We start from the raw sequence: 23,036 nt of genomic DNA on the forward strand, positions 1-23,036 counted from the left end.
CCGAACCGCCGCAGTCGGCGGGCTCCCGGCCGAAGACGCCTAGGATGGGATACCGATCCGTTCGAACGAACCGCGAAGGCCCGACGTGACCGCACAGACGCAAGATCCCCGACCGAATCGACGCAGGGCGCCGATCGCCATCACGATCGCCGTGGTGGCCGTATTGGTGGTGGCCTTCTTCTTGTTCGCGGGCCTCTACACCGACGTGCTCTGGTACGACCAACTCGGATTCCTCAACGTGCTGACCACGCAGTGGGCCGCCCGCGTCGTGCTCTTCCTCATCGGCTTCGTCGCGATGGCGATCCCGGTGTGGGGGTCGATCCAGATCGCCTACCGCACCCGGCCGGTCTACGCGAAGCTGAACTCGCAGCTCGACCGGTACCAGGAGGTCTTCGAGCCGCTGCGGCGCCTGGCGATGTACGGCATTCCCGTCGTGCTCGGCATCTTCGGCGGCGTCTCGGCATCCACACGCTGGGAAATGCCGCTCATGTGGCTGAACCGCACCGAGTTCGGCCAGACCGACCCGCAGTTCGGCTTCGACGTCTCCTTCTACGTCTTCGACCTGCCGATGCTGCGCTCGATCGTCGGCTTCGCCTCGGCCGTCGTACTGCTCTCCGGCCTGCTCGTGATCGCCACGAACTACCTCTACGGCGCGATCCGCATCTCGGGGCGCGAGGTCGTCATCGCCAAGGCCGCGCGCATCCAGATCGCCGTCACCGCCGGCCTCTACCTGCTGCTGCAGGCCGCGAGCATCTGGCTCGACCAGTACGCGACGCTCACCGACTCCGAAGGCCTCATCACGGGTGCCTCGTACACCGACGTGCACGCGACCATCCCGGGTCGCACCATCCTCGCCGCCATCGCCGCGGTCGTCGCGATCCTCTTCATCGTGACCGCGATCATCGGCCGCTGGCGTCTGCCCCTCATCGGCACCGCCCTGCTCATCATCTCGAGCCTCATCATCGGCTCGCTGTACCCGTGGATCGTCCAGCGCTTCACCGTCGACCCCTCGGCCCGGTCGCTCGAGGCGCCCTATATCGAACGCAACATCGACATGACCCGCGACGCCTACGGCGTCGCGGACCTCGAGGAGATCCCCTACGAGGCCACGACGAACGCCGAACCGGGCGCCCTCCGCGCCGACGCCGAGACCACGGCATCCATCCGCCTCATGGACCCGGCCGTCATCGCGCCCGCCTACCGCCAGCTCGAGCAGTTCCGCCAGTACTACGGCTTCCCGAGCGACCTCGACGTCGACCGCTACGAAATCGACGGGTCCTCGCAGGACGCGATCGTCGCCGTGCGCGACCTCGACCTCTCCGGCCTCGGCGACGCGGCGAGCTGGTACAACTCGCACATCGTCTACACCCACGGCTACGGCCTCGTCGCAGCCGCCGGCAACCAGCGCTCGGCCGACGGGCAGCCCGTGTTCCTGCAGTCCGGCATCCCCTCGACCGGCTCGCTCGGCGACTTCGAACCGCGCGTCTACTTCGGCGAGTCCTCGCCCGACTACTCGATCGTCGGCGCCCCGAAGGACGCCAAGCCCGTCGAACTCGACTACCCGGGCTCGGGAGACGATCAGAGCCAGAAGCAGACCACCTTCGCCGGCGACGGCGGGCCCGCGCTCGACAACGCGTTCAAGAAGCTCGTCTACGCCCTGAAGTTCCAGTCGGAGCAGATCATCTTCTCCGACGCCGTGAACGACGATTCGCAGATCCTCTACGACCGCGACCCCATCCAGCGCGTCAACAAGGTCGCCCCGTACCTGACGCTCGACTCCGACACCTACCCGACCGTCGTCGACGGCCGGATCGTGTGGGTCGTCGACGGCTACACGACGACCGACCAGCACCCGTATTCGAAGAAGCAGTCGATGAGCGAGACGATCGCCGATGCGCAGGGGCAGACCCCGCCGATCGCCTTCGACGACGTCAACTACATCCGCAACTCGGTGAAGGCCACCGTCGACGCCTACGACGGCACGGTGACCCTCTACGCGTGGGACGCGGAGGATCCGCTCATCCAGACCTGGCAGAAGATCTTCCCCGCCTCCATCCACCCGATGAGCGAGATGTCGGGCGAGCTGATGGCGCACGTGCGCTACCCGGAGGACCTCTTCAAGATGCAGCGCGCCGTGCTCGGCCGCTACCACATCGAGGACCCGGCGGCGTTCTATTCGCGCGAGGACGCCTGGACGACGCCGAACGACCCGACGGCCGGCACGAACGAGGCCAGGCTGCAGCCGCCGTACTACCTGACCATGCAGATGCCGGGCCAGGATGCGCCCTCGTACTCGCTGTACTCGACCTTCATCCCCGAGACGAAGGGCGGCGAGAGCCGGAACGTGCTGCGAGGCTACCTCGCCGTCGATTCGGATGCCGGCTCCGAGGCGGGCAAGCGCGCCGACACGTACGGCAAGCTGAGGCTGCTCACCCTGCCCGAGGAAGACAATGTGCCCGGCCCCGGCCAGGTGCAGAACACCTTCGACTCCGACCCGACCGTCGGCCGCGAGCTGAACATCCTGCAGCAGGGCCAGTCGAAGGTGCTGAACGGCAACCTGCTGACCGTGCCCGTCGGCGGCGGCCTGCTGTATGTGCAGCCCGTCTACGTGCAATCCTCGGGTGGCACGAGCTACCCGCTGTTGCAGAAGGTGCTCGTCGCCTTCGGCGAAGACATCGCGTTCGAGAACACCCTCGACACGGCCCTGGACGTGCTCTTCGGCGGCGACTCGGGCGCGTCGGCGGGTGACGGCGAGGTCGAGCCGGTCGAGCCCGGCACGGAGCCCGAGCAGCCCGGTGACGGCGAGGGCGACGGCGGCGAAACCGCACCGCCGGCCGGCGACGTCGACACACAGGTCGCCAAGCTCCTCGACGAGGCCAAGGCCGCGATCGACGACAAGCAGGCCGCGCTCGCCGAGGGCGACTTCGCCGCCTACGGCGAGGCCGACGCCCGGCTCGCCGAGATCGTCGCCGAGCTCATCGAGCTGACGGGCGAGTAACTCCCGAACGCGCGGGAACGGCCGGTGCCCGATGGGTACCGGCCGTTCCGCGTGGAGGTCAGGCGCAGGGCGCGAGCGGCTTCCACGAACCCCAGGCGACGGATCCGGGGCGTTCGCCCGTCGTCCACCACTGCGCCGTGTAGAGGACGCCGGCGCGGCTCACTCGATCGCCGCCGGTGTAGACGCGGTTCGCGTCCCATGCGGCGGCGCAGACGGCCGGCTCGGGTGCGCCGGCGGTACCGCAGGGGCCGATCTCGCTCCAGGGTCCGTTCGCCCCGCCGGGCTGCTGGGCGCGCGTCCACCACGAGGCGCGGTATTCGACGCCGTCGTGGGAGACGACGTCGCCGGTGTCGTAGACGCCGGTGCCGTACCAGGGGGCGGCGCATGCGGCATCCACTGCGGGCCCGGGCGTCGCCGCGCGAAGCGTGTCGGCCAGGCTCGCGCCGAGCTCGCCGCGGAAGTCGCCGGAGAGATCCCACCACATGGCACCGCCGTAGCCCTGCTCGGCGAGCCATTCGGCCTTCGCCGTGACCGAGGCGGGGTCGTCGTAGCTCCACCATTCGTCGCCGTCGACGAGCCACGAGGCGCCGATCTCGGGGTCGAAATGCGCGGTGCCGGTTCCGTGGAGTTCGGCGTAGGTCTTCGTGCCGATGTAGCCGGCGGCCGGCTGCCACGCCTCCTCGGTGTTCTCGACGCCGTACCAGCCGTGGCCGTATGCGGCCAGGCCGGCGTTCAGCTGATCGGGGCGGGCCCCGGCATCCACATACATGCCCATGGCCCCGTCGAGGCCGAGGCCCCAGTTGTTCGTGCCGTCGGGGTGCAGATTGCCCTGGTGGCCGGTCTGGTTCGGCACCCAGCCGCCGTGGAAGTCGTAGCCCTGCACGTTCAGGTAGTCGACGGCGGCGAACAGGCGCGGGTCGAGCCAGCCGCCCTCACCGGCGTTCCAGCCGCCGGCGGGAGCGAAGGCGGTCAGCAGGTAGTCGCGCCCGTCTTCGTCGCCGCGGGCGTCGAGGCGGGTGCGGAACTCCTCCATGAGGGCGAGGAAGTTCTCTTTGTCGGCCGGGTCGGCGTTCGGCGTCTCACCGCCGGTGACGGGCCACTCCCAGTCGATGTCGATGCCGTCGAAAATGCCGGCGGCGGCTCCGGGCCCGCCGCGGCCGTCGATGACGGGCAGGTCGCCGTCGAGGTAGAGGCCGATGCAGCTGTCGATGAGCGCCGTGCGGCGTTCGGGGGTCGCCGCGGCCTCGGAGAAGTGGTCGGACCAGGTCCAGCCGCCGAGGGAGATGAGGATCTTGAGGTCGGGATGCTCGGCCTTCAGCTTGCGGAGCTGGTTGAAGTTGCCGGCGAGGGCCTGATCGGCGGTGTCGGCGACGCCGTCGACGGAATCCGCCGCCGAGACGAGGCGCAGGAAGTCGTTCTCGGCGTCGCCTTCGCCCGGCTCGTCGAGGATGTCGCAGCGGAGGTCCGCGGTGACGTTGCCGAACGCGTAGTTCAGATGCGTGAGGTCGTCGATCGCGCCGGATGCGGCGAGGTCGGCGATCTGCACGTCGCGGGTGACGGGGGAGTCGGCCATGACGTAGCCGACGGCGCGGTAGCCGTTGATGCCGTCGGGGTCGGCGGCCGATGCGGGGCTCGCATGGGCCGCCGCGGGGCTCGCATCGGCAGGGCTCGCATGGGCGGGTGCGACCGTGAGGCAGCCGGCGGCGGTGAGGCCGGCCGCGGTCAGGGCGAGCGCGAGGCGCCCGCGGGGTCTCGTTGCGGTCATGTGATCCTCTTCGATCGGCGCCGCCGGTCGCGGCGCGCTTGCGAGGAGGCTATGGGCTGACCCCATTGTGTAGGTCCGGTCGTTGTGAGAGTCGTCCTGTTGCCCGCGGTTGCGGGCAGAGAGACTGGTCTTATCATGACGAACAGCAGGAAGCGGCACACCCCGGAGCAGGTCGTCCGCAAGCTCGGGCAGGCCGACCGGATACTCGCTGACGGCGCGGATGTCGCCGCGGTGTGTCGGGAGCTCGGCGTGTCCGAGCAGACCTACTACCGGTGGCGGAACCAGTACGGCGGCCTGAAGGCCGACGACGACGCGAAACGGCTCAAGGAACTCGAGAAGCAGAACGCCACGTTGAAGCGGTTGCTTGCCGAAGCCGAGCTGGAGAAGGCCGCGCTCAAGGAGCTGGCTGAGGGAAACTTCTAGGCCCGGGCAGGCGCCGCGCCGCCGTCGCTCACCTGATCAGGAAGCTGCAGGTGAGCGAGCGGATGGCGTGCCGTCTGGCCGGGCTGAGCCGCTCCGCGTACCGCCGCCCACTCAGGGGCGACACGACCGCGGACCCGGACCGGGCGCTGCGGGACTGGCTCCGCCAGTACGCGAAGGTCCACCCCAGGTGGGGGTACCGGCGGGCGTACCACGACGCCCGCGCCGAGGGCTGGACGGTCAACCACAAGAAGATCCAACGACTCTGGGCCGAAGAAGGGCTGCGGGTCCCGCAGCGGCGCCGCCGGAAACGGGTCGGGTCATCGACCGCGGACGCGCCGGCCGCGTCTGCACCGAACGTGGTGTGGGCGGTCGACTTCCAGTTCGACGCCGACGAGCAGGGCCGGACGATCAAGATCTGCTCGATCGTCGACGAACACACTCGGGAATGCATCGGCGGCCTCGTGGAACGCTCGATCACCGCCGACCGACTTACCACCCACCTCGAGGACCTCGTCGCCGTCCGCGGCGCTCCCGCGGTGCTCAGATCGGACAACGGGCCCGAGTTCATCAGCGAGGCGATGGCCGACTGGGCCGGCACCCGCACCGGCCTGTCGTACATCCCGCCCGGGTCGCCCTGGCGCAACGGCTACGTCGAGTCGTTCAACAGCCGGATCCGCGACGAGTGCCTGAACATCAACAGCTTCTACTCGCTGCTGCACGCCCAGGTCATCATCGGCGACTGGAAGACCGAGTACAACCACGACCGCCGGCACTCATCGCTCGGGTACCTCGCACCCGTCGACTACGCTCGGCAATGCACCCATCAAATCGAACCCGACAACCCACACACCGTCCGGACCTAACGACGGGGGCGGCCCAGCTAGCCAGTCGGCGGCAGGCAATGAAAGAGTCCTAACAAAAACTGGGGATGCCGCGACGGATGCCGGGATCGCTGTGCCCTCATGCACAATCCGTGCACCCGGCCTGTGCAGCATGCGCGACGTGGGCTCATCCAGGCGCCCCGGCAGCACCGCTCCGAATGCCGAGGGTTGCTCGATTGGACGCGCGTCGAAACGGCTGGTAATGTAGCTGAACGTGCCGCGGGGTGGAGCAGTTCGGTAGCTCGCTGGGCTCATAACCCAGAGGTCGTAGGTTCAAATCCTGCCCCCGCAACCAAACACGAAACGCCCGGTCTCCTCGGAGGCCGGGCGTTTTCGCATCCCCGCCGCGCCGCACTCCCATCCGCCTGCCGCATCCCAGCCGGCCGCGCATCCCGGCCGGCCGCGCCCTGTCCGGCGCGGCACCCCGCCACGGATCCGGAGATCGCCACCGTTTCGGAGCGATCCGGGTGCATCCATCCGGAACCGTGGCGATCTCCGAAACGGCGGTTGCCCCGACCGTAGCGACGAGCCGACACCTCCACCAGTCTGCGTGCGGCGGCCCATCCCGAGAGCTGAGCGAGCGGTTCAGCGGACCGGACTCCTCATCTGCGCTCCCGCCCCGATCCGTCAGTGCCGTGCGTACGGGTGCAGCGCGACGCCGTGCGCTTCGATCAGAGATCTCAGCGCTTTCGGATCGTCGCCGAGCGCCCATGTCTCGGTGTGCATTCCGGCAGCCCGGGCCCCATCGATGTTGCGAGGATTGTCGTCGATGAAGAGCACGCGTTCGGCGGGTGCATCGATGAGCCGTGCGGCCTCTCGGAAGAATGCGGGATCGGGTTTTGCGATGCCGAGTTCACACGGGTAGCACTGCACATCGAAGAGCTCGTCGTATCCCAGACGGGATCTCATACCACACCGTATTCGGGCAGCAGCTTCTCGAGCAGGGCGAAGTAATCGTCCTTCCCTGCGAGCATCGGGGGTTCGTCCCGCCACACGCGGCGGAGGAACTCTTGAGCGCGTTCACCGAGGAACGGCTCCATGGCCGCATTCCAACCTCCGGGAACCTCTTGGATCACGCCATCAGCATCGAGCAGCACATGCTCGATGCTTGTGCTCGCATTCCCTCGTCGCATTTGCCCAGTCTGTCGGAACACTGGCCAGCTCAGCATCCAACTGGGTGTCTGAGTGGACGTAAATGCAGGGTGCCACCGTCGTGGGACCCTGCATTTGCGTCCACTCATCGGTGGATCAGGCGCTCCACGGGTTCACGAGCGCGACGCCGGTCTTCTCGAAGTCCTTCGTGTTGCGTGTGGCGAGGGTCGCGCCGTGCACCCGGCAGATCGCGGCGATCTGCGCGTCGGCGGAGCTGATCGGCAGGCCGGCGCGTTCGCGGATCGTGAGGATGTCCGCGTAGCGTTCGGCTGCCCGGTCGTCGAACGCCAGGATCGCGGCGCTCTGCCGATAGTCGTCGAGGGCGGTGTCGATTCCCGCCGTGAGAGCGGCCTTGCGTGCCCCCTCGGGGAGTCGCCGTACACCCGCGAGGAGCTCGGCCAGGGTGATCGCGGTGATGGAGACCTCGTCGACGAGGGTTTCCATCCAGGCGATCACGGACGGCTCCGGCCGGGAGCGGAAGCCCTCGGAAATGACGTTGGTGTCGAGGATGATCACTCGAAGTCCGCCGCTCGAGCTGTGTCGGTGCGATCAGGGGTCTCGAGGTCGTCGGCGCCGCCTGCTGCCTGTGCAGCTCGCATGAGCGCAATGCCGATATGGGGTCGATGCGCTGCGCGGGTGAGGATGTGACGGATCTCCGCCTCCATCGACCGCCCGTGCTCTTTCGCCTGCTCGGCGATCCTGCTTTTCACCGACTCGTCGAGTCCGCGGACGATCACGGATGCCATCGTCACCACCTCCAGTTGATATCAAACATGATAGCAAATGGATCGTGGCGCACGATGAACGCACCCCGGCCGGCGCGGCGCCCCCGCCACGGATCCGGAGATCGCCACGGTTTCGGAGCGATGCGGGCGCATCCATCCGAAACCGTGGCGATCTCCGAAACGGCGGTTGCGCCGGCGGCGTGGAGGGCGCCGACGGCGGGGGAGCGCGCCCGCGCGTGTCACACCCCGACCGCGTCGTGCACGCCGACGGTGTCGAACTCGTAGCGGCCGTCGGGCAGGCGCCGTTAGTGGATGCGCCGGGCGCTCGCCGCGTTCGTCTGCAGGTTGGCCCGGTAGGCGGCCGCGCCGTCGCCCCGCGCCAGATACGGGTCGTCGCCGCCGGGTCCCGTCCGTCGGTGATGCACCTTGCGGCCGGCGATCGACGGAGCGAGGTCCGTGACGATCTCGAACACCACGTCGGCGACCTTCTCGGCCGAGATGCCCTCGAGGGCGGCGAGGGTGTCGAGGAATCCCGCGCCGAGCACGAACTCCGGCAGCGGCCGCTGCGCCTGCTCGCCCGGCAGGGTCCGCGTCGCCCAACTCGTGAGCACCAGGTAGCGGAACCCCTCCTCGGGGTCGGCGAACACCGGGGTGCGCGCGCTCGGCGCCTTCGCCGTCCGGGTCTTGCGCAGCCGTGCGCGGGCGTTCCGCAGATCGTGCTCCGCGCCGGCCGCACGATGCTCGGCATCCGCGAGCATCGCGCGCAGCTGGTCGCGCTCGTCCTCCACCGCGCGCACGCCGTCCGCCAGGGCATCGCGTTCATCCGTGGCGCGTTTCAGCTCGGCCCGGAGGGCGTCGATCCGCAGCAGCAGGTCACGGGTCGATCCCGCATCGGGGGCCGGCGCGGATGCGGGGGCGGCGGCGGGCTGCGGCACGGCGCGGCCGAACATCGCGGGGCTGGGCCTCGGTGCGGGTGCAGATGCAGGCGCGGGTGCAGAGGCAGGCGCAGGCGCGGGCGCGGCGACGGGTTCGGACGCGTCGGGCGCCGGAGCCGGGGCACGCGAGACAGGCGGGCGCGGATGCCCCGGCGCGCTCTGCGGCGATGGCGCCGGCGGCAGCGGCGACGCACCGGCATCCACTGCCTCGACCTCGTCGAACTCTTCGGCGAGCCAGGGCGGCCCGCCGCCGAGCAGGGCCGGTGCGGCGACGATCGGCTCGTCGTCGTCGATGTCGTTCATCACGACCGACCAGTCCGGCCCGGCCGAGATCACCCGGACGGCGACGGTCTCGCCGACGCTCATGAGCATCCGCAAGCGATCGAGGGGGTTGCCGGTGACATCGACACGTCGAACGTCCGCGACGACGGCGGGCGTCGTGGTGCGCGGATAGAGGACGAGCTCGGCGCGCTCGTCGCCGACCGCCCGGACCTTCGCGAGTACGACGTCGCCGACCCGGTACGCGCGCAGGGCCTCGGCGGCCGGGCGCAGATTCGCCGTGACGTCGATCCGGCGCGTGTCGGCGTCGTACAGCCCGGCGACCCGTTGACCCGGTGCGACGAGCCGGGAGATGGGCACGTCCTCGCTCGTGAGCTCCTCGGCGATCGTGGCCGGCATCTGCATGCCGACGTCGACGAGGGCGCGGCGTGCATCCACCCACTTGACCTCGCCCTCCACGGGACGGAGCGTGCGGGCCGGCCGGCGCTCGAGCAGCCCGGCGGCGAACGCCATCCGGAACGCGTCCGAGATGAGCTGCTCGGTCGCCCGCTCGCCGTCCTCGCGGCTGTAGGCGAACCGCAGGGGCGAGGTGCGGCGATCCGTCGTCCACCCGTGCCCGATCGGGTACACCCGTCCGGCTCCGCCGTAGACCTGCGTGCCCTCGGCCATCCGATTCGAGAATCCCCAGGAGATCGAGCTCGTCGGCATGAGGAAGAGGTCTGCCAGGTCTCCGGTCTCGCTCGCGACCCGATCGACGTCGATCCACGGATCCGACTGGCCGGACGGAATCGTGACGACGACCGTCGGACGCGTGCGCGTCGTGCCGTTCAGGAGGCCGGCGAGTGCGGCGGCCGAGGCTTCGTCGTCAATGCGCTGGATCCGGGACATGCCCGCAGCCTATGGGGATCAGGCGCGTCGGCACAGGATCCGTTCGCGGTGCCCCCGAAGTGGGGGATTCATGTTCGACAGCCCGGGGCTGCGTGAAAGGCGAAGAACGCCAGCTCGCATTCGGCCGATCTCCGGAAGGCCCGGAGCATCCGTCCGCGCACCTCGGGGGTCGAGCGCGAGGCGACGGCCATGACGGTATCGATCGCCTGCCGGGTCGTGATCTCGAAGGCCGGATCGCCGTACATGGCGAGCCAGTCGGCGTACGGGTGCTCCGGCGAGCGAGCTGCCGGACCCAGGTCACCGGCGATGAGACGCCGGCCGAGGTCGTCGTAGATCCAGAAGCAGGGCAGCACCGCGGCGATCAGCTCGGCGTATCCACCGCGTGCGGCGCTGGCGACGAGGTGGTCGAGGTACGCCGTGTTCACCGCATTCGGCCGGACGGGGTCGACGCCGGGGTCGCCGAGCCTGTCGTGGTGGTGTTCGAGCTCACCGTCGAGGCAGTGCTGCGCGCAGGCTGCCCAGAATGCCTGTTCGGGCGCCTCGGGGGCGAGCCGAGAGGCTTCGGCGAGCACCCGCGAGTAGCTGCGGAGGTAGTGGGCGTCCTGCGCGAGATACTCCTCGAATACGTCCGGCGGCAGTGTGCCGTCGGCAAGCCCCCGGACGAACGGGAGGGAGTCGATTCGTGCGCGGAGCTCGGCGATCTCACCCCACCAGGCGGCCTCGACCTCGGAGGCCGTCGGCGCGGTCGCGATCCCGCCCCGCGACCACAAGCCGGCGAAGTGGTGGACCGGGCCGTGCCCGCCGCCGACGTGGAGTTCTTCGCCGTGCCGCAGTGACTCCCTCAGCCAGCGACGCGCCTCGTCGACTGCGGGTTCCCAGCCGCCGAGCGAGATCCGCAGTGTGGCGATCGCCGACGAGAGCGAGCAGCCGGTGCCGTGGGTGGCGGTCGTCTCGATCCGGTCGCCGGAGAACTCGACGATCGTGGCGTTCACCGCATCGACGAGCGCGTCGGGAACGGTCGCACCGTCGAGGTGACCGCCCTTCGCGAGCACTCGCACGCCATACCCGGCCGAGACGACCTCGGCTTGTGCGACGATTCCGGTCCAGGCGGTTGCGGGTTCTGTTTCGGCGAGCACGGCGAGCTCGGCGATGTTCGGGGTGACCAGGTCGGCGAGCGGCAGCAGCGAGCGCAACGCGCGTTCGGCATCCAGGTCGAGCAGGCGGTCGCCGCTCGTCGCGACCATCACGGGGTCGAGCACGACGACGGGCGGTCGGACGCGTCGCAGCCACGAGGCGACCGCGTCGATGACGTCGGCGTTCGCGAGCATGCCGATCTTCACCGCATCGATGTCGATATCGTCGCTGATCGCGTCGAGCTGCTCGGCGAGGAATGCCGCCGGCGGCACGTGCACGCTCCGAACCCCGCGGGTGTTCTGCGCCGTCAGCGCGGCGATCGCCGCCATGCCGTACCCGCCGAGTGCGGAGATCGACTTTAGATCGGCCTGGATGCCGGCGCCGCCCGAGGGATCGCTACCCGCGATGCTGAGCACCCGAGGCACGCCCGGCATCCCCTTCACGGGTTCGGCACGGCCTCGACCGCCGGTCGGCATGGGGGCGGCAGCGGCCCAGCCGTCGGCGAACTCTCGCGCCGCCGCGGACGGGTCGGGCGCGGCGCAGATCGCCGACACGACGGCGACGCCCGCGGCATCCGCGCGGCGCAGCTCCGCGACATCCGCGAGGCCCACGCCGCCGATCGCGACGCACGGCAGCCCGGTCGCCGCGGCGATCTCGGCGAATCCGTCGATGCCGAGGGCCGGCGGATGGTCCAGCTTCGTCGGCGTCGGGCGGATGACGCCCACCCCGAGGTACGTGACCGTGCCCGGCGGCAGCTCGGCGACCGCCGCGAGATGTGCGGGCGTATTCGCCGTGAGACCGACGATCGCATCGGGGCCGAGCGCGGCGCGCGCCTCGAGGACGGCGGCATCGCCCTGCCCGAGGTGTACTCCGTCGACGCGGATCCCGCGCCGGCGTGCGGCGAGCACCGCATCCAGCCGGTCGTTCACGACGAACGCCGCCCGGCCGTCGATCACCCGCGCGAGTTCCGCGAGCTGCACGAGCAGCTGCTCGGACGTCGCGTGCTTGTCGCGCAACTGGACGATGCTCACGCCGCCTGCGACCGCCTCGGACACGACGTCGGCCACGCCCCGCTCGCCGCAGAGGCCGGCATCGGTCACGAGGTAGACGGACAGGTCGAGCGGATGCCCCGGGGTCATGCGCGCACCGCCGACGGCTCCGAGGCATCCGTCTCGCCCGAGAAGCCCGCATCGCCGGACGCGACAGCGACTCGTGCGCGACGACCCACGCCGTCGCCGTCGACGGCCTCGAGCGCATCGAGGAATCGGAGGGCGAACGTTCCCGGCCCGACGCGCGCGCCCGTCTCATCGACGGCGGCGAGTTCGGCCGAGACCGTGTACACGAGCGTCGCGGCCGTCGTGGCCGTGAATGCGTCGTGCTCGGTGCCGCGCGCGGCCGCGAGGAATGCGGCGGTCACGGCGCCGAGTGCGCATCCGCCGCCGGTGACCCGGGTGAGCAGTCCGTCGCCGTTCGCGACTCGCGCGGAGCGCCCGCCGCCGGTGATGAGGTCGATCGGGCCGGAGACGGCGACGACCGAGCCGAACTCCGCGGCAAGTCGGCTCGCCGCGCCGGCCGCGGCATCCGTAGAGTCCGCCGCATCCACGCCCCGTCCGCCGGCACCGGCACCGGCGAGCGCGAGGACCTCCGAGGCGTTGCCGCGGATCGCGGTCGGCCGGGATGCGACGAGGTCGCGGGCGAGCGCGGTGCGTATCGGCAGGGCGCCGATCGCGACCGGATCGAGCACCCAGGGCGTGCCGGCAGCGTTCGCCGCGGCGACGGCCTCGCGGCTCGCGGCCCGCTGCTCGGGGGTCGGTGTGCCGAGGTTCACGAGCAGGCCGCCGGCGATGCCGGCGAACAGCCCCGACTCCTCCCTGATGTCGACCATCGCCGGCGCCGCCCCGAGCGCGAGCAGCGCGTTGGCGGTGAAGTTCGTCACCACGCTGTTCGTGATGCAGTGCACCAGCGGCGTCGTGGATCGCACGCGGTCGAGCAGCTCGACGCTCGCGGCGGTCAGGTGGGCAGGGTCGGCGGGTGCGTGCGTCTGCATCGCGACATCCCTTCGCTAGTCCGAACTAGATCAGGTTCGACGGGTGTGATCTCAGCCGCGCGGTCGCGGCACCCCGTGTCACTGGGTGCGAGCATAGCCGTTCGCGGGCGACATCCCCAGCCGCATCCACGCCCCGCGCGGTACCATGCGGGCATGGGCCGATCGATCGCCGCGTTGCGGGTGGCGGACGTGTATCCGCTCTACGTGCAGAAGGTGGAGCGCAAGGGGCGCACGCGCGCCGAGCTCGACGAGGTCATCCGCTGGCTCACCGGCTTCGACGACGCCGAGTTGCGGCGGCACCTGGACGACGGCAGCGACTTCGAGCGTTTCTTCGCCGACGCGACGCTGAACCCGAAGGCCTCCGAGATCCGCGGCGTGATCTGCGGGGTGCGGGTCGAGGAGATCGAGGACCCGGTCACGCAGCGGGCGCGCTATCTCGACAAGCTCGTCGACGAGCTCGCCCGCGGCAAGGCCATGGAGAAGGTCCTCCGCAGCTGAGCGGCCGGGCGGCCGGGCCGCCCGCCCCGGCGCGGCACCCCGCCACGGATTCGGAGATCGCCACCGATTCGGAGCGATCCCGGTGTATCCATCCGAAACCGTGGCGATCTCCGGATCCGCGGCGGCGGCGCGAGGCGGCCGGCATGATCGCGTCGGTGGATGCCGGTACGCTCGCCGCATGCCCGTGAACCCCGAGGCCGTCGCCCGCGCCGGCGACCGCTGGATCTGGATCCCCGACGGGGCCGAACTCGTCGAGTCGGACGAGCTCCTCTTCGTCCGCTACCCCTGGTACCGCACGCCGTGGCAGTTGCAGCGCATGACGACGACCCGACCCGTCGAGACGGTGCTCGACGAGGGCCTCGCGCGGCTCCGCGAGGCCGATCCCGACGCGACGGCGGTCACCGCCTGGGTGAAGCTCGGCGCCCCCGAGGGGCTCGACGAGGCGCTCCTCGCCCGCGGCGCGGCCTACGACGAGACCGTCGACGTGCTCGGCCTCGACCTTCGCGAGGGGCTGCCGGATCTCGAACCCGGCCCCGCCGAGGTGCGTCCGGTGGCGAGCGCGGCCGACGTCGGTGCGGCGCGGCGCATCGATCTCGCGGCCTTCGGCAGCGCCCCGCACGATGCGGGTGCGGATGCCGATGCGCGATCGGCCCGCGAGAACGCCGAGAGCTGCGCGGCCGGCCGCGGCGGCGGGTTCCTGGCGCGGCTGGGCGACGAAGCCGTCGGCGCCGGCGGCGTGACGATCGACGGCGACACCGCCCGGCTTTGGGGCGCCGGCGTCCTGCCCGAGGCCCGCGGCCGCGGCGTCTACCGGGCGCTGCTCGCGGAACGGCTGGCCTACGGCATCCGCCACGGGGCGGCGCTCGCGCTCGTGAAGGGGCGCATCGACACCTCGGCGCCGACCCTGCGCCGGGCCGGGTTCACCGCCGTCGGGCAGGAGCGCAGCTACCGCCTGCCGCTCGACGCCGCGACGTAGGCTGACCTCATGAGCGATTCCGCAGCATCGCCCGCCGAGCGGGAGCCCGAGCCCGGCTTCGGCGTTGCCGTCGCGCAGTTCGCGCCGGGGCCGGTGCCGTCGTCGAACCTCGTCGAGATCACCGCGCTCGCCGAACGGGCCGCGGCCCGCGGGGCCGGCCTCGTCGTCTTCCCCGAGTATGCGAACGCCTTCACCCCGAAGCCGGGCCCCGAATGGCTGGGCGCCGCCGAACCCCTGGGCGGCCCCTTCGTCACGGCGCTCGCCGCGCTCGCGGAGCGCCTCGGCATCCACCTCGTCGCCGGGCTCCTCGAAACCGCCCCCGGCACCGCGCGCGTGCGCAACACGGTCGTCGCCGTCTCGCCGGCCGACGGCCTCGTGGCGAAGTATCGCAAGATGCACCTCTACGACGCCTTCGGCCAGCGCGAATCGGAATGGGTCGAACCCGGCGGCCTCGACGAACCCGAGCTCTTCGAGGCGGGCGGCCTGCGCTTCGGCCTCGAGACGTGTTACGACGCCCGGTTCCCCGAGGTCAGCAGGCGGCTCGTGGATGCCGGTGCCGACGTGATCTGCATGCCCGCCGAATGGGTGCGCGGTCCCCTGAAGGAAGCCCACTGGCGCACCCTCGTCACCGCCCGCGCGATCGAGAACACCGTGTACGTGCTCGCCGCCGACCACCCGGCGCCGGTCGGGGCCGGCAACAGCATGATCGTCGACCCGATGGGCGTCGAGCTCGCGACCGTCGGCGAGGGCCGGGGCCTCGGGATCGCGTGGGTGGATGCCGGGCGCATCCGCGACGTGCGGCGCACCAATCCGGCGCTCGAGCTGCGGCGCTTCACGGTCGTGCCGCGCTGACGCTGCGCCCTCAGCTCGGCTCAGCCCAGCCCGGCTCAGCCCAGCCCGGCTCAGCCCAGCCCGGCGAGCCGCGACGCGGCCTCGGCGAGCACCTCGTCGCGCTTGCAGAATGCGAAACGCACGAGGCTTCCGACCTCGCTCCGGCGCTCCGGGTGCACGAAGGCCGTGACGGGAACGCCGACGACGCCGGCCCGTTCGGGCAGCGTTCGGCAGAACGCGACCGCGTCGTGCCCGCCGAGGGGCGCCGCATCGGCGACGGCGAAGTAGCCGGCATCCGCCCGCGCCACGTCGAACCCGGCCGCCCGAAGGCCTGCGACGAGGGTCTCGCGTTTGCCGCGCATCCGATCCCGCATCGCGGCGAACACCTCGTCGCCGAGCCCGAGGCCGACGGCGATCGCCGGCTGGAACGGCGCCCCGTTCACGAAGGTCAGGTACTGCTTGACGGCCAGGACGGCGGTGATGAGCGGTGCGGGGCCGGTGATCCAGCCGATCTTCCACCCGGTGGTGTTGAAGGTCTTGCCGCCGGAGGAGATCGTGAGGGTGCGTTCGAACGCGCCCGGCAGGCTCGCGAGGGGCGTGTGCGGTCCGTCGAAGACGAGGTGCTCGTAGACCTCGTCGGTGACGATGATCGCGTCGTGGCGTTCGGCGAGTTCGACGACGAGTTCGAGGGTGGCCCGGTCGAAGACGGCCCCGGTGGGGTTGTGCGGCGCGTTCAGCAGGATGATCTTCGTGCGATCCGTGACGGCGCGGCGGAGCTCGTCGGGGTCGGGCCGCCAGTCGGGGAAGCGGAGCGGCACGGTGCGGTGGATGCCGCCGGCGCGCGCGACGAGGGCCGCGTACGCGTCGTACCAGGGCTCGAAGGTGACGACCTCGTCGCCGGTGTCGACGAGTGCGAGCAGCGCCGCGGCGAGCGCCTCGGTCGCGCCGGCGGTGACGAGGACTTCGCGGCCCGGGTCGAGGCGGATGCCGTACCACCGCTCCTGGTGGGCGGCGATCGCCTCGCGGAGGATGGGGTAGCCGATGCCCGGCGGGTACTGGTTGACGCCCTCGGCGATGGCCCGTTGCGCTTCGGCGAGGACCTCGGCGGGGCCGTCTTCGTCGGGGAAGCCCTGCCCGAGGTTGATGGCGCCCGTACGGAGGGCGAGCGCGCTCATCTCGGCGAAGATCGTCTGGGCGATCGTGCCGTCTTCGGCGAGGAGGCCGGCGCCGGCGGCGGTGCGCTGCCATGGTTCGAGTCGGGGTTCAGGGCTCACCCGTCCACGGTAGAACACGTAGCATGAGGCGGGGTGCCGTCACCGTGCACGGCCGGATTTCTGCGAGGTCATAGCCTCAGCACAGGCTGCTGAGACCGTCTGCTCAGATCGCCGCGCGAGACTGGCATCGCTTGGAAGGAGCAGACATGACCGACGCAGCATCCGGCCGCGAGCCGGAACAGCCCGAGCACACGAACGAGGCGGCGGCTGCCGAGCAGCAGGGCGCCCTCGAGACTCCCGCGGTGGATGCCGCGGCGCACCCCGAGCCCCAGGCGCAGACGCCGACGGCCGAGGCGCAGGCCCACGCGCCCGAGGCGCCGAAGCCGGCCGCATCCGCGACCCCCGCCGCATCCGAGCCATCCGCCCCCGAGCCGGTGCCGGCCCTGCGCCCCGCGGCCCAGCCGACGGGCACCCTCTACGCACCCGGCCAGGCGCCGCAGCCCTACCGGGCGGCCGCGTACGAGCACCAGCAGGCGCCGGCCCCGCAGCCCGCGTCCGCGCACGCCTCGGCGTCGACGGGGGCGGGCGCTCCGCCCGTGCCCCCGGCCTTCGGCGGCGGGCAGGCGCAGGCCACGCAGCCGACGCAGCCGATCGGTCCGGCCGGTCAGGCGCCGCAGAAGCCGAAGTCGCGCCTGGGCGTGGGCATCGCCGCCGGCCTCGTCGTCGGCGCCCTGATCGGCGGCGGTTCGGCCGCCGGCGTGACGGCCCTCATCCAGGCCAACAGCGACTCGCCGGCGCCGGCATCGGTGTCGAGCCCGCAGAACATCGTCGTGAACGACACCCGCAACGTCAACGAGATCACGGGCGTCGCCGCGAAGGCGGGCCCCTCGGTCGTGACGATCTCGGTCGCCGGCAACGAGGGCGCCGGCACGGGTTCGGGCGTGATCCTGAGCGAGGACGGCTATGTGCTCACGAACACGCATGTCGTCACCCTCGACGGCGCCACGGGCGACCCGACGATCCAGGTGAAGGACTCGGCGGGCCGGCTCTACACGGCCGAGCTCGTCGGCACCGACCCGCTGAGCGACCTAGCCGTCATCAAGCTGGCCGATGCGAAGGGCCTCGAGCCCATCGAGTTCGCCGACTCGTCCAAGCTCAACGTCGGCGACGCCGCGATCGCGATCGGTGCGCCGCTCGACCTGGCGAACACCGTGACGAACGGCATCGTCTCGGCGCTGAACCGTTCGATCAGCGTGGCGAGCTCGGCAGCCCCCGAGCAGAGCGACGAGCAGAGCGACGAGGGCCAGCAGGGCGGCCAGAACCCGTTCGACTTCTGGAACTACCCGGGGCAGGAGAACGAGGCCCCGCAGCAGCAGGCGAACCAGGGCCAGATCTCGATCCCGGTCGTGCAGACCGATGCGGCCATCAACCCCGGCAACTCGGGCGGTGCCCTGCTCGATGCCGACGGCAAGCTCATCGGCATCAACGTCGCGATCCTCGGCGCGGGCGGCTCCGAGGCGCAGGCCGGCAACATCGGCCTCGGCTTCGCGGTGCCCTCGAACCTCGCCGAGCGGGTCGCGAAGGAGCTCATCGAAGACGGCACGGCCAGCCACGGCCTGCTCGGGGCGACGGTCGGCGCGGCCGCCGCGGCCGAGGGCGCGAGCATGACGGGCGCCCTCATCAACGACGTGACCCCGGGCGGCGCGGCCGCCGAGGCCGGCCTGGAGGTCGGCGATGTCGTGACGACGTTCGACGGTCTGCCGATCACCGACCAGACCGATCTGACCGCGCAGGTCCGGGCGCTGCCCGGCGGGGCGAAGGCCGAGGTCGGCTTCGTCCGCGACGGCCAGACGCACACCGTCGAGGTCACCCTCGGCGAGCTGGAGAGCTGATCGCCGCTGACGCGAGGCCCCGCCCGGTGGATGCCGGGCGGGGCCTCTCCGCGTCGGCGCACGGCCGGCGGCGGCGCCCGAACGGCATCCGCACCCTCGCCGGGGTTCGGCCGCGCGGGGCCTCGCTGATAGGCTCGATCGACCCCCGGACCGAGTGAGGACCATGCCGAACGAGCACCATGAGGCGAGCCGCGACTCGCCGATCGGCGTTTCCTACGTCATGCCCGTGCTGAACGATGCGACGCACGTGCGCGCCGCCGTCGAGTCGATCCTCGTGCAGGACTTCGACGGCCCCTTCGAGGTGCTCATCGCGCTCGGGCCCTCGATCGACGGCACCGACGAGCTGGTCGCCGATCTCGCCAGCCGCGACGACCGCGTGCGCGTGCTCGAGAACGAGGTCGGATCCACGCCCTCGGGCCTGAACATCGGCATCCGCGCCGCACGGTTCCCCGTCGTCGTGCGGGTGGATGCGCATTCGGTGCTGCCCGTCGACTACACGCGGATCGCGGTCGAGACCCTCGAACGGACCGGGGCCGACAACGTCGGCGGCATCATGGACGCCCACGGCCGCACCGCCTTCGAGCGGGCGGTCGCCCTGGCCTACGGCACGAAGGTCGGCCTCGGCGGCACGCGGCTGCACGTCGGCGGCGAGGAGGGCCCGGCCGAGACGGTCTACCTCGGCGTGTTCCGCACGGATGCGCTGCGCCGCGTCGGCCTCTTCGACGAGGGCGTGAAGCGCGGGCAGGACTGGGAGCTGAATCGCAGGCTCCGCGAATCGGGCGGCACGGTGTGGTTCACGCCGCGCCTGTCGGTGATGTACCGGCCGCGGTCGCGCCCGGGGCTGCTCGTGCGGCAGATGTTCTCGACGGGGCTGTGGCGCGGCGAGCTCGCCCGCCGGTTCCCGGCCGCCAACGGCATCCGCTACTTCGCACCGCCGGCGATGGTCGCCGGCGTCGCCCTCGGCCTCGTGCTCGGCATCGCCGGCATCGTGCAGGCCGCGCTCGGCGCGACGCCGTGGCTGCTCATCGGCTTCGCGGTGCCCGCCCTCTACGCCCTCTTCGTCGTCGCCGCGACCCTCGCCTACGGCCGTGGAGCCGGGCCGCGCGCCGCCGCATGGTTTCTCGTAGTCTTGCCGTGCATACACGTGTCGTGGGGGATCGGCTTCATCCTCGGCTTCCTGTCGCTCACGGACGACATCGCCGCGCACACGGGAAGGTGAACCGCATGAGCGAAGCCCGCGCCGAACGCGGCAGACCAGGCAGCATCGCCGAACTGAAGCGCGTGAGCCAGCCGCCCGAGGTGCGCGGCCGGCGCAACGCCGAGCACTGGGTCGCCTCCCTGTACCTCCGCCGCTTCTCGCCGTACCTGACGTGGCTGTTCCTGAAGACGCGGATCTCGGCGAACGGCGTCACGGGCATCATGATCCTCGTCGGCTGGTCGACGGCGGCCGCCCTGCTCATCCCGGGGATCTGGGGGCCGGCGCTCGCCGTCGTCCTCGGGCAGCTGCAGATGCTCGTCGACTGCTGCGACGGCGAGGTCGCGCGCTGGCGCGGCACCTCGTCGCCGGCGGGCGTCTTCCTCGACAAGGTCGGCCATTACACGACCGAGGCGCTCATCCCGCTGGCCCTCGGCATCCGCGCCGCCGGGTATCCGCTGGAGTTCCCGGGCGACTTCCTCTGGACCACGATCGCCGCCCTCCTCGCGCTCGTCATCGTGCTGAACAAGGCGCTGAACGACATGGTGCACGTGGCCCGCGCGAACGCCGGGCTTCCGAAGCTCGCCGACACTCCGGGGGAGTCGGCGCCGCGCGGCGGCCTCGTCGCCACGCTCCGCCGCGCCGCGCGTTTCGTGCCGTTCCATCGCCTGTACCACTCGGTCGAGCTCACCCTGATCGCCTTCGGCGCCGCCCTCGTCGGCCTCTTCCTCGGCCAGCCGCTCACCGACCGCATCGTCGTCTCGGCGCTGCTGCCGCTCGCGGTGCTGGCCGTGCTCGGCCATTTCGTCGCGATCATGGCCTCGAGGCGGGTCCGTGCCTGAGAGCCCGGCCGCCGGGCGCGAGCGCGGCGAGCGGATGCCGGGGCCCGCCCCGCGGGTCGGCGTCGTCGTCCTCACGCAGGGCCGCAGGCCCGAAGAGCTCGCCGCCGGCATCCGCTCCGTGTTGACGCAGGCGGGCGTCGAACCCGACGTCGTCGTCGTCGGCAACGGCTGGGACCCGGCGACGGCCGATCCGGCGCTGCCGGAGGGCATCCGCACCCTGCACCTGCCCGAGAATCTCGGCATCCCGGCAGGCCGCAACCGCGGTGTGCCGCTCGTGTCGGGGGAGTGGCTCGCGTTCCTCGACGATGACGCCGCCTTCTCGCCGGGTCTCGTCGCTGGGGCGATCGCGAAGATGCGCGCCGAGCCGTCGATCGGGCTCGTGCAGCCGCGCGTCGACGACGAGGCGGGCGGGCCGGCCCCCAGGCGGTGGATCCCGCGGATCCGCAAGGGCGACCCGGCCCGCTCGTCGAACGTGTTCTCGTGCTGGGAGGGCGCGCTCGTCATGCCGCGCGCCGTCTTCGAGGCCGCCGGCGGCTGGGGCGACCCGTATTTCTACGCGCACGAGGGCGTCGAGCTCGCCTGGCGGGTCTGGGATGCGGGGTACCGCGCCTGGTACGCGGGCGACCTCGCCGCCACGCATCCCGTCATCCGGCAGACCCGCCACTCGCAGTACTGGCGGCTGAACGCCCGCAACCGGGTGTGGCTGGCCAAACGCAATCTGCCGTGGCTCATCGCGCCCGTCTACGTCGCGAGCTGGACGCTGCTGCAGCAGCTGCGCTTCGCGCGGAACCCCGCCGGCTTCCGCGCCTGGTGGGCCGGCTGGCGCGAGGGCTGGCGGGTTGACCCCGGCGGCCGGCGGCGGATGCGGTGGCGCACCGTGTGGCGTATGACGCTCGCCGGGCGGCCGCCGCTCGTCTGAGCACGCCTCCGCTCCCGGGTAACGATCGGGCACCGGTCCGCCCGGCCCCGCCGCATGCGGGGGTTCCCCCAGGCGGGCTCGCCTAGCCTGGAACGCGTGGGTTTGCAGAAAGACATCCGTCGTGCCGTGAAACTGGCGAAGGACATCGCCTGGTCGCGGAAGGCGCAGCGACGCCTCGCCGCGAAGCTCGCGGCGCAGCCGAAGCACGAAGCCCACCGCTTCAAGATCGGCGTGTACTTCGCCGACGGCAAGGTCAACCTGTACCAGCTGCGGCAGTGGTACCGGCCGCTCGCCAGGCTCGCCGAGCGCTGGCCCGTCGTCATCCTCTCGCGGGCCTCGGGGGCGGCCCTCGAGCTCCTCGACGAATCGCCGATCCCGGTCGCCTATGTGCGCAAGGTCGGCGACCTCGAGCGCTTCATCCATGCGCAGGACCTGCACATCGTGTTCTACGTCAACCAGAACGCGAAGAACTTCCAGATGATGCGCTACGGGCGCCGCTGGCACGTGTTCATCAACCACGGCGAGTCCGACAAGATGTACATGACGACGAACCAGTTCAAGGCCTACGACTACGCCCTCATCGCCGGCGACGCGGCCCGCGCCCGGCTCGGGCGGGTGCTCTGGGACTACGACTTCGACAAGCGGGCGATCCCCATCGGCCGCCCCCAGGCCGACCACTACCTCGACGGCGCGACGTTGCCGTACACGCCGGACGAGCGCGAAGTCGTCCTCTACGCGCCGACGTGGGAGGGCGACCGGCCCTCCGCCGCCTACGGCTCGATCGCCACGCACGGCGAGGCCCTCGTCGCCGCGCTCCTGGCGACCGGCCGGCACCGCGTCATCTACCGCCCGCATCCGCGATCCGGCGTCGTCGACCACGCCTACGGGGCGGCGAACCGGCGCATCATCGAGGCGATCGCCGCGGCGAACACCGCCGACCCGTCCGCGCAGCACGTCTACGACGACGGCCCCGACCTCGGCTGGCAGCTCGCCGCCGCCGACATGGCGATCGTCGACATCTCCGCGATGGTCTACGACCGGCTCGCCGCCGGCAAGCCCCTCATGATCACCCGGCCGGTGCATCCCGCCGCCGACGTCGACACGACCGGCTACCTGCAGGCCTGCGAGTGGCTGACCGCCGAGGACGCCCCGCAGCTCACCCGCCGCATCGCCGAGGTCGAAGCCGACGCCGAGGCGCAGGAGCGACTGCGTTTCTGGGTCGCCCGCTACTTCGGTGACACGACCCCGGGGGCGACGACGGCCCGCTTCCACGGCGCCGTCGAACATCTGATGGACGAGTGGGAGCGCTTCGCGGCGATCCACGCCGGCGAACCCGAGGTCGACGACGCCGAGGACCCGGAGGAGCCGGACGCCGACGCCGAGGCGCTCGTCGACTGAATCGCCCGGCCCGATGCCGCCGACCGGGCGGATACCATCGAAGG

19 protein-coding genes, 1 tRNA gene and 1 riboswitch are annotated in these 23,036 nt (G+C 71.5%); of the genes, 11 read left to right on the plus strand and 9 right to left on the minus strand.

The window, feature by feature from the left end; genetic code table 11:
- The first annotated feature begins 85 nt into the window (after positions 1–85).
- Entirely contained in the window at positions 86–2,998 is a 2,913-nt protein-coding gene (locus G127AT_RS13520; protein ID WP_425305862.1) for a UPF0182 family membrane protein, read from the plus strand.
- Positions 2,999–3,056: 58 nt separating this feature from the next.
- Here the strand turns inward: G127AT_RS13520 and G127AT_RS13525 are convergent, their stop codons facing one another.
- The gene (locus G127AT_RS13525) at positions 3,057–4,763 is read right to left on the minus strand and encodes a glycosyl hydrolase family 18 protein (protein WP_210897722.1); all 1,707 of its coding nucleotides are present in this window, start codon (positions 4,761–4,763) and stop codon (positions 3,057–3,059) included.
- A gap of 135 nt (positions 4,764–4,898) precedes the next feature.
- Between G127AT_RS13525 and G127AT_RS13530 the strand changes: the two genes are divergently transcribed.
- Positions 4,899–6,049, plus strand: a protein-coding gene (locus G127AT_RS13530) for an IS3 family transposase (RefSeq protein ID WP_210897724.1) whose coding sequence is annotated in 2 segments (ribosomal slippage) — positions 4,899–5,172 and positions 5,172–6,049 — 1,152 coding nt in all. Because the reading frame shifts where the segments join, the coding sequence is not laid out codon by codon here.
- A 236-nt stretch (positions 6,050–6,285) separates the two neighbouring features.
- A tRNA-Met gene (locus G127AT_RS13535) sits at positions 6,286–6,362 on the plus strand.
- 332 nt (positions 6,363–6,694) lie between these two features.
- Here the strand turns inward: G127AT_RS13535 and G127AT_RS13540 are convergent.
- The 7 genes from G127AT_RS13540 to thiM form a co-directional block, all read right to left on the minus strand.
- A complete protein-coding gene (locus tag G127AT_RS13540) occupies positions 6,695–6,976 on the minus strand; it encodes an HAD-IA family hydrolase (RefSeq protein ID WP_210897726.1) in 282 nt (93 codons plus the stop codon).
- The gene (locus tag G127AT_RS13545; RefSeq protein ID WP_210897728.1) at positions 6,973–7,164 is read right to left on the minus strand and encodes a hypothetical protein; all 192 of its coding nucleotides are present in this window, start codon (positions 7,162–7,164) and stop codon (positions 6,973–6,975) included. Before G127AT_RS13545 ends, G127AT_RS13540 begins: the two co-directional genes overlap by 4 nt.
- Before the next feature lie 151 nt (positions 7,165–7,315).
- The gene (locus G127AT_RS13550; protein WP_210897730.1) at positions 7,316–7,735 is read right to left on the minus strand and encodes a type II toxin-antitoxin system VapC family toxin; all 420 of its coding nucleotides are present in this window, start codon (positions 7,733–7,735) and stop codon (positions 7,316–7,318) included.
- The gene (locus G127AT_RS13555) at positions 7,732–7,965 is read right to left on the minus strand and encodes a FitA-like ribbon-helix-helix domain-containing protein (RefSeq protein WP_210902160.1); all 234 of its coding nucleotides are present in this window, start codon (positions 7,963–7,965) and stop codon (positions 7,732–7,734) included. Before G127AT_RS13555 ends, G127AT_RS13550 begins: the two co-directional genes overlap by 4 nt.
- Positions 7,966–8,249: 284 nt before the next feature.
- Positions 8,250–10,046: a hypothetical protein gene (locus tag G127AT_RS13560; RefSeq protein ID WP_210897732.1), complete on the minus strand. Its 1,797-nt coding sequence runs from the start codon at positions 10,044–10,046 to the stop codon at positions 8,250–8,252.
- A 68-nt stretch (positions 10,047–10,114) separates the two neighbouring features.
- Positions 10,115–12,319, minus strand: coding sequence for a bifunctional hydroxymethylpyrimidine kinase/phosphomethylpyrimidine kinase (locus tag G127AT_RS13565; protein ID WP_210897734.1), 2,205 nt, complete (start codon positions 12,317–12,319; stop codon positions 10,115–10,117).
- The gene (thiM, locus tag G127AT_RS13570) at positions 12,316–13,227 is read right to left on the minus strand and encodes a hydroxyethylthiazole kinase (RefSeq protein WP_210897736.1); all 912 of its coding nucleotides are present in this window, start codon (positions 13,225–13,227) and stop codon (positions 12,316–12,318) included. The genes G127AT_RS13565 and thiM overlap by 4 nt, the downstream gene beginning before the upstream one ends.
- Positions 13,218–13,313, minus strand: a riboswitch (TPP riboswitch). It overlaps the preceding gene by 10 nt.
- 67 nt (positions 13,314–13,380) lie before the next feature.
- Between thiM and G127AT_RS13575 the strand changes: the two genes are divergently transcribed.
- The 3 genes from G127AT_RS13575 to G127AT_RS13585 all read left to right on the plus strand — a co-directional run bounded on the left by G127AT_RS13575 (position 13,381) and on the right by G127AT_RS13585 (position 15,553).
- Positions 13,381–13,725: a DUF2200 domain-containing protein gene (locus G127AT_RS13575; RefSeq protein ID WP_210897738.1), complete on the plus strand. Its 345-nt coding sequence runs from the start codon at positions 13,381–13,383 to the stop codon at positions 13,723–13,725.
- 178 nt (positions 13,726–13,903) lie between these two features.
- Positions 13,904–14,701, plus strand: a complete 798-nt coding sequence (locus G127AT_RS13580) for a GNAT family N-acetyltransferase (protein ID WP_210897740.1) — start codon at positions 13,904–13,906, stop codon at positions 14,699–14,701.
- Positions 14,702–14,710: 9 nt separating this feature from the next.
- On the plus strand, positions 14,711–15,553 hold the full coding sequence (locus tag G127AT_RS13585) for a carbon-nitrogen hydrolase family protein (RefSeq protein WP_210897743.1): 843 nt from the start codon (positions 14,711–14,713) through the stop codon (positions 15,551–15,553).
- Between the two features lie 50 nt (positions 15,554–15,603).
- On the opposite strand, the gene G127AT_RS13590 is transcribed toward G127AT_RS13585, so the two are convergent.
- Positions 15,604–16,806 carry an aminotransferase class I/II-fold pyridoxal phosphate-dependent enzyme gene (locus G127AT_RS13590; protein WP_244857597.1) on the minus strand — a complete coding sequence of 401 codons (1,203 nt, stop codon included), beginning with the start codon at positions 16,804–16,806 and terminating at the stop codon, positions 15,604–15,606.
- A gap of 146 nt (positions 16,807–16,952) precedes the next feature.
- On the opposite strand from G127AT_RS13590, the gene G127AT_RS13595 reads away from it, so the two are divergent.
- From G127AT_RS13595 to G127AT_RS13615, 5 genes are all read left to right on the plus strand, one after another.
- On the plus strand, positions 16,953–18,638 hold the full coding sequence (locus G127AT_RS13595; protein ID WP_210897744.1) for a S1C family serine protease: 1,686 nt from the start codon (positions 16,953–16,955) through the stop codon (positions 18,636–18,638).
- A 163-nt stretch (positions 18,639–18,801) separates the two neighbouring features.
- Positions 18,802–19,857 (plus strand): glycosyltransferase family 2 protein, encoded by a 1,056-nt coding sequence (locus G127AT_RS13600; RefSeq protein ID WP_244857598.1) that lies wholly within the window; start codon positions 18,802–18,804, stop codon positions 19,855–19,857.
- A gap of 5 nt (positions 19,858–19,862) precedes the next feature.
- A complete protein-coding gene (locus G127AT_RS13605; protein ID WP_210897746.1) occupies positions 19,863–20,675 on the plus strand; it encodes a CDP-alcohol phosphatidyltransferase family protein in 813 nt (270 codons plus the stop codon).
- Between the two features lie 34 nt (positions 20,676–20,709).
- On the plus strand, positions 20,710–21,594 hold the full coding sequence (locus G127AT_RS13610; RefSeq protein WP_210902167.1) for a glycosyltransferase family 2 protein: 885 nt from the start codon (positions 20,710–20,712) through the stop codon (positions 21,592–21,594).
- Between the two features lie 96 nt (positions 21,595–21,690).
- Complete coding sequence (locus G127AT_RS13615; protein WP_210897748.1) at positions 21,691–22,992, plus strand: CDP-glycerol glycerophosphotransferase family protein; 1,302 nt, start codon at positions 21,691–21,693, stop codon at positions 22,990–22,992.
- The last annotated feature ends 44 nt before the right edge of the window (positions 22,993–23,036 follow it).

The organism is Agromyces archimandritae (assembly GCF_018024495.1).
Taxonomy (GTDB): domain Bacteria; phylum Actinomycetota; class Actinomycetes; order Actinomycetales; family Microbacteriaceae; genus Agromyces; species Agromyces archimandritae.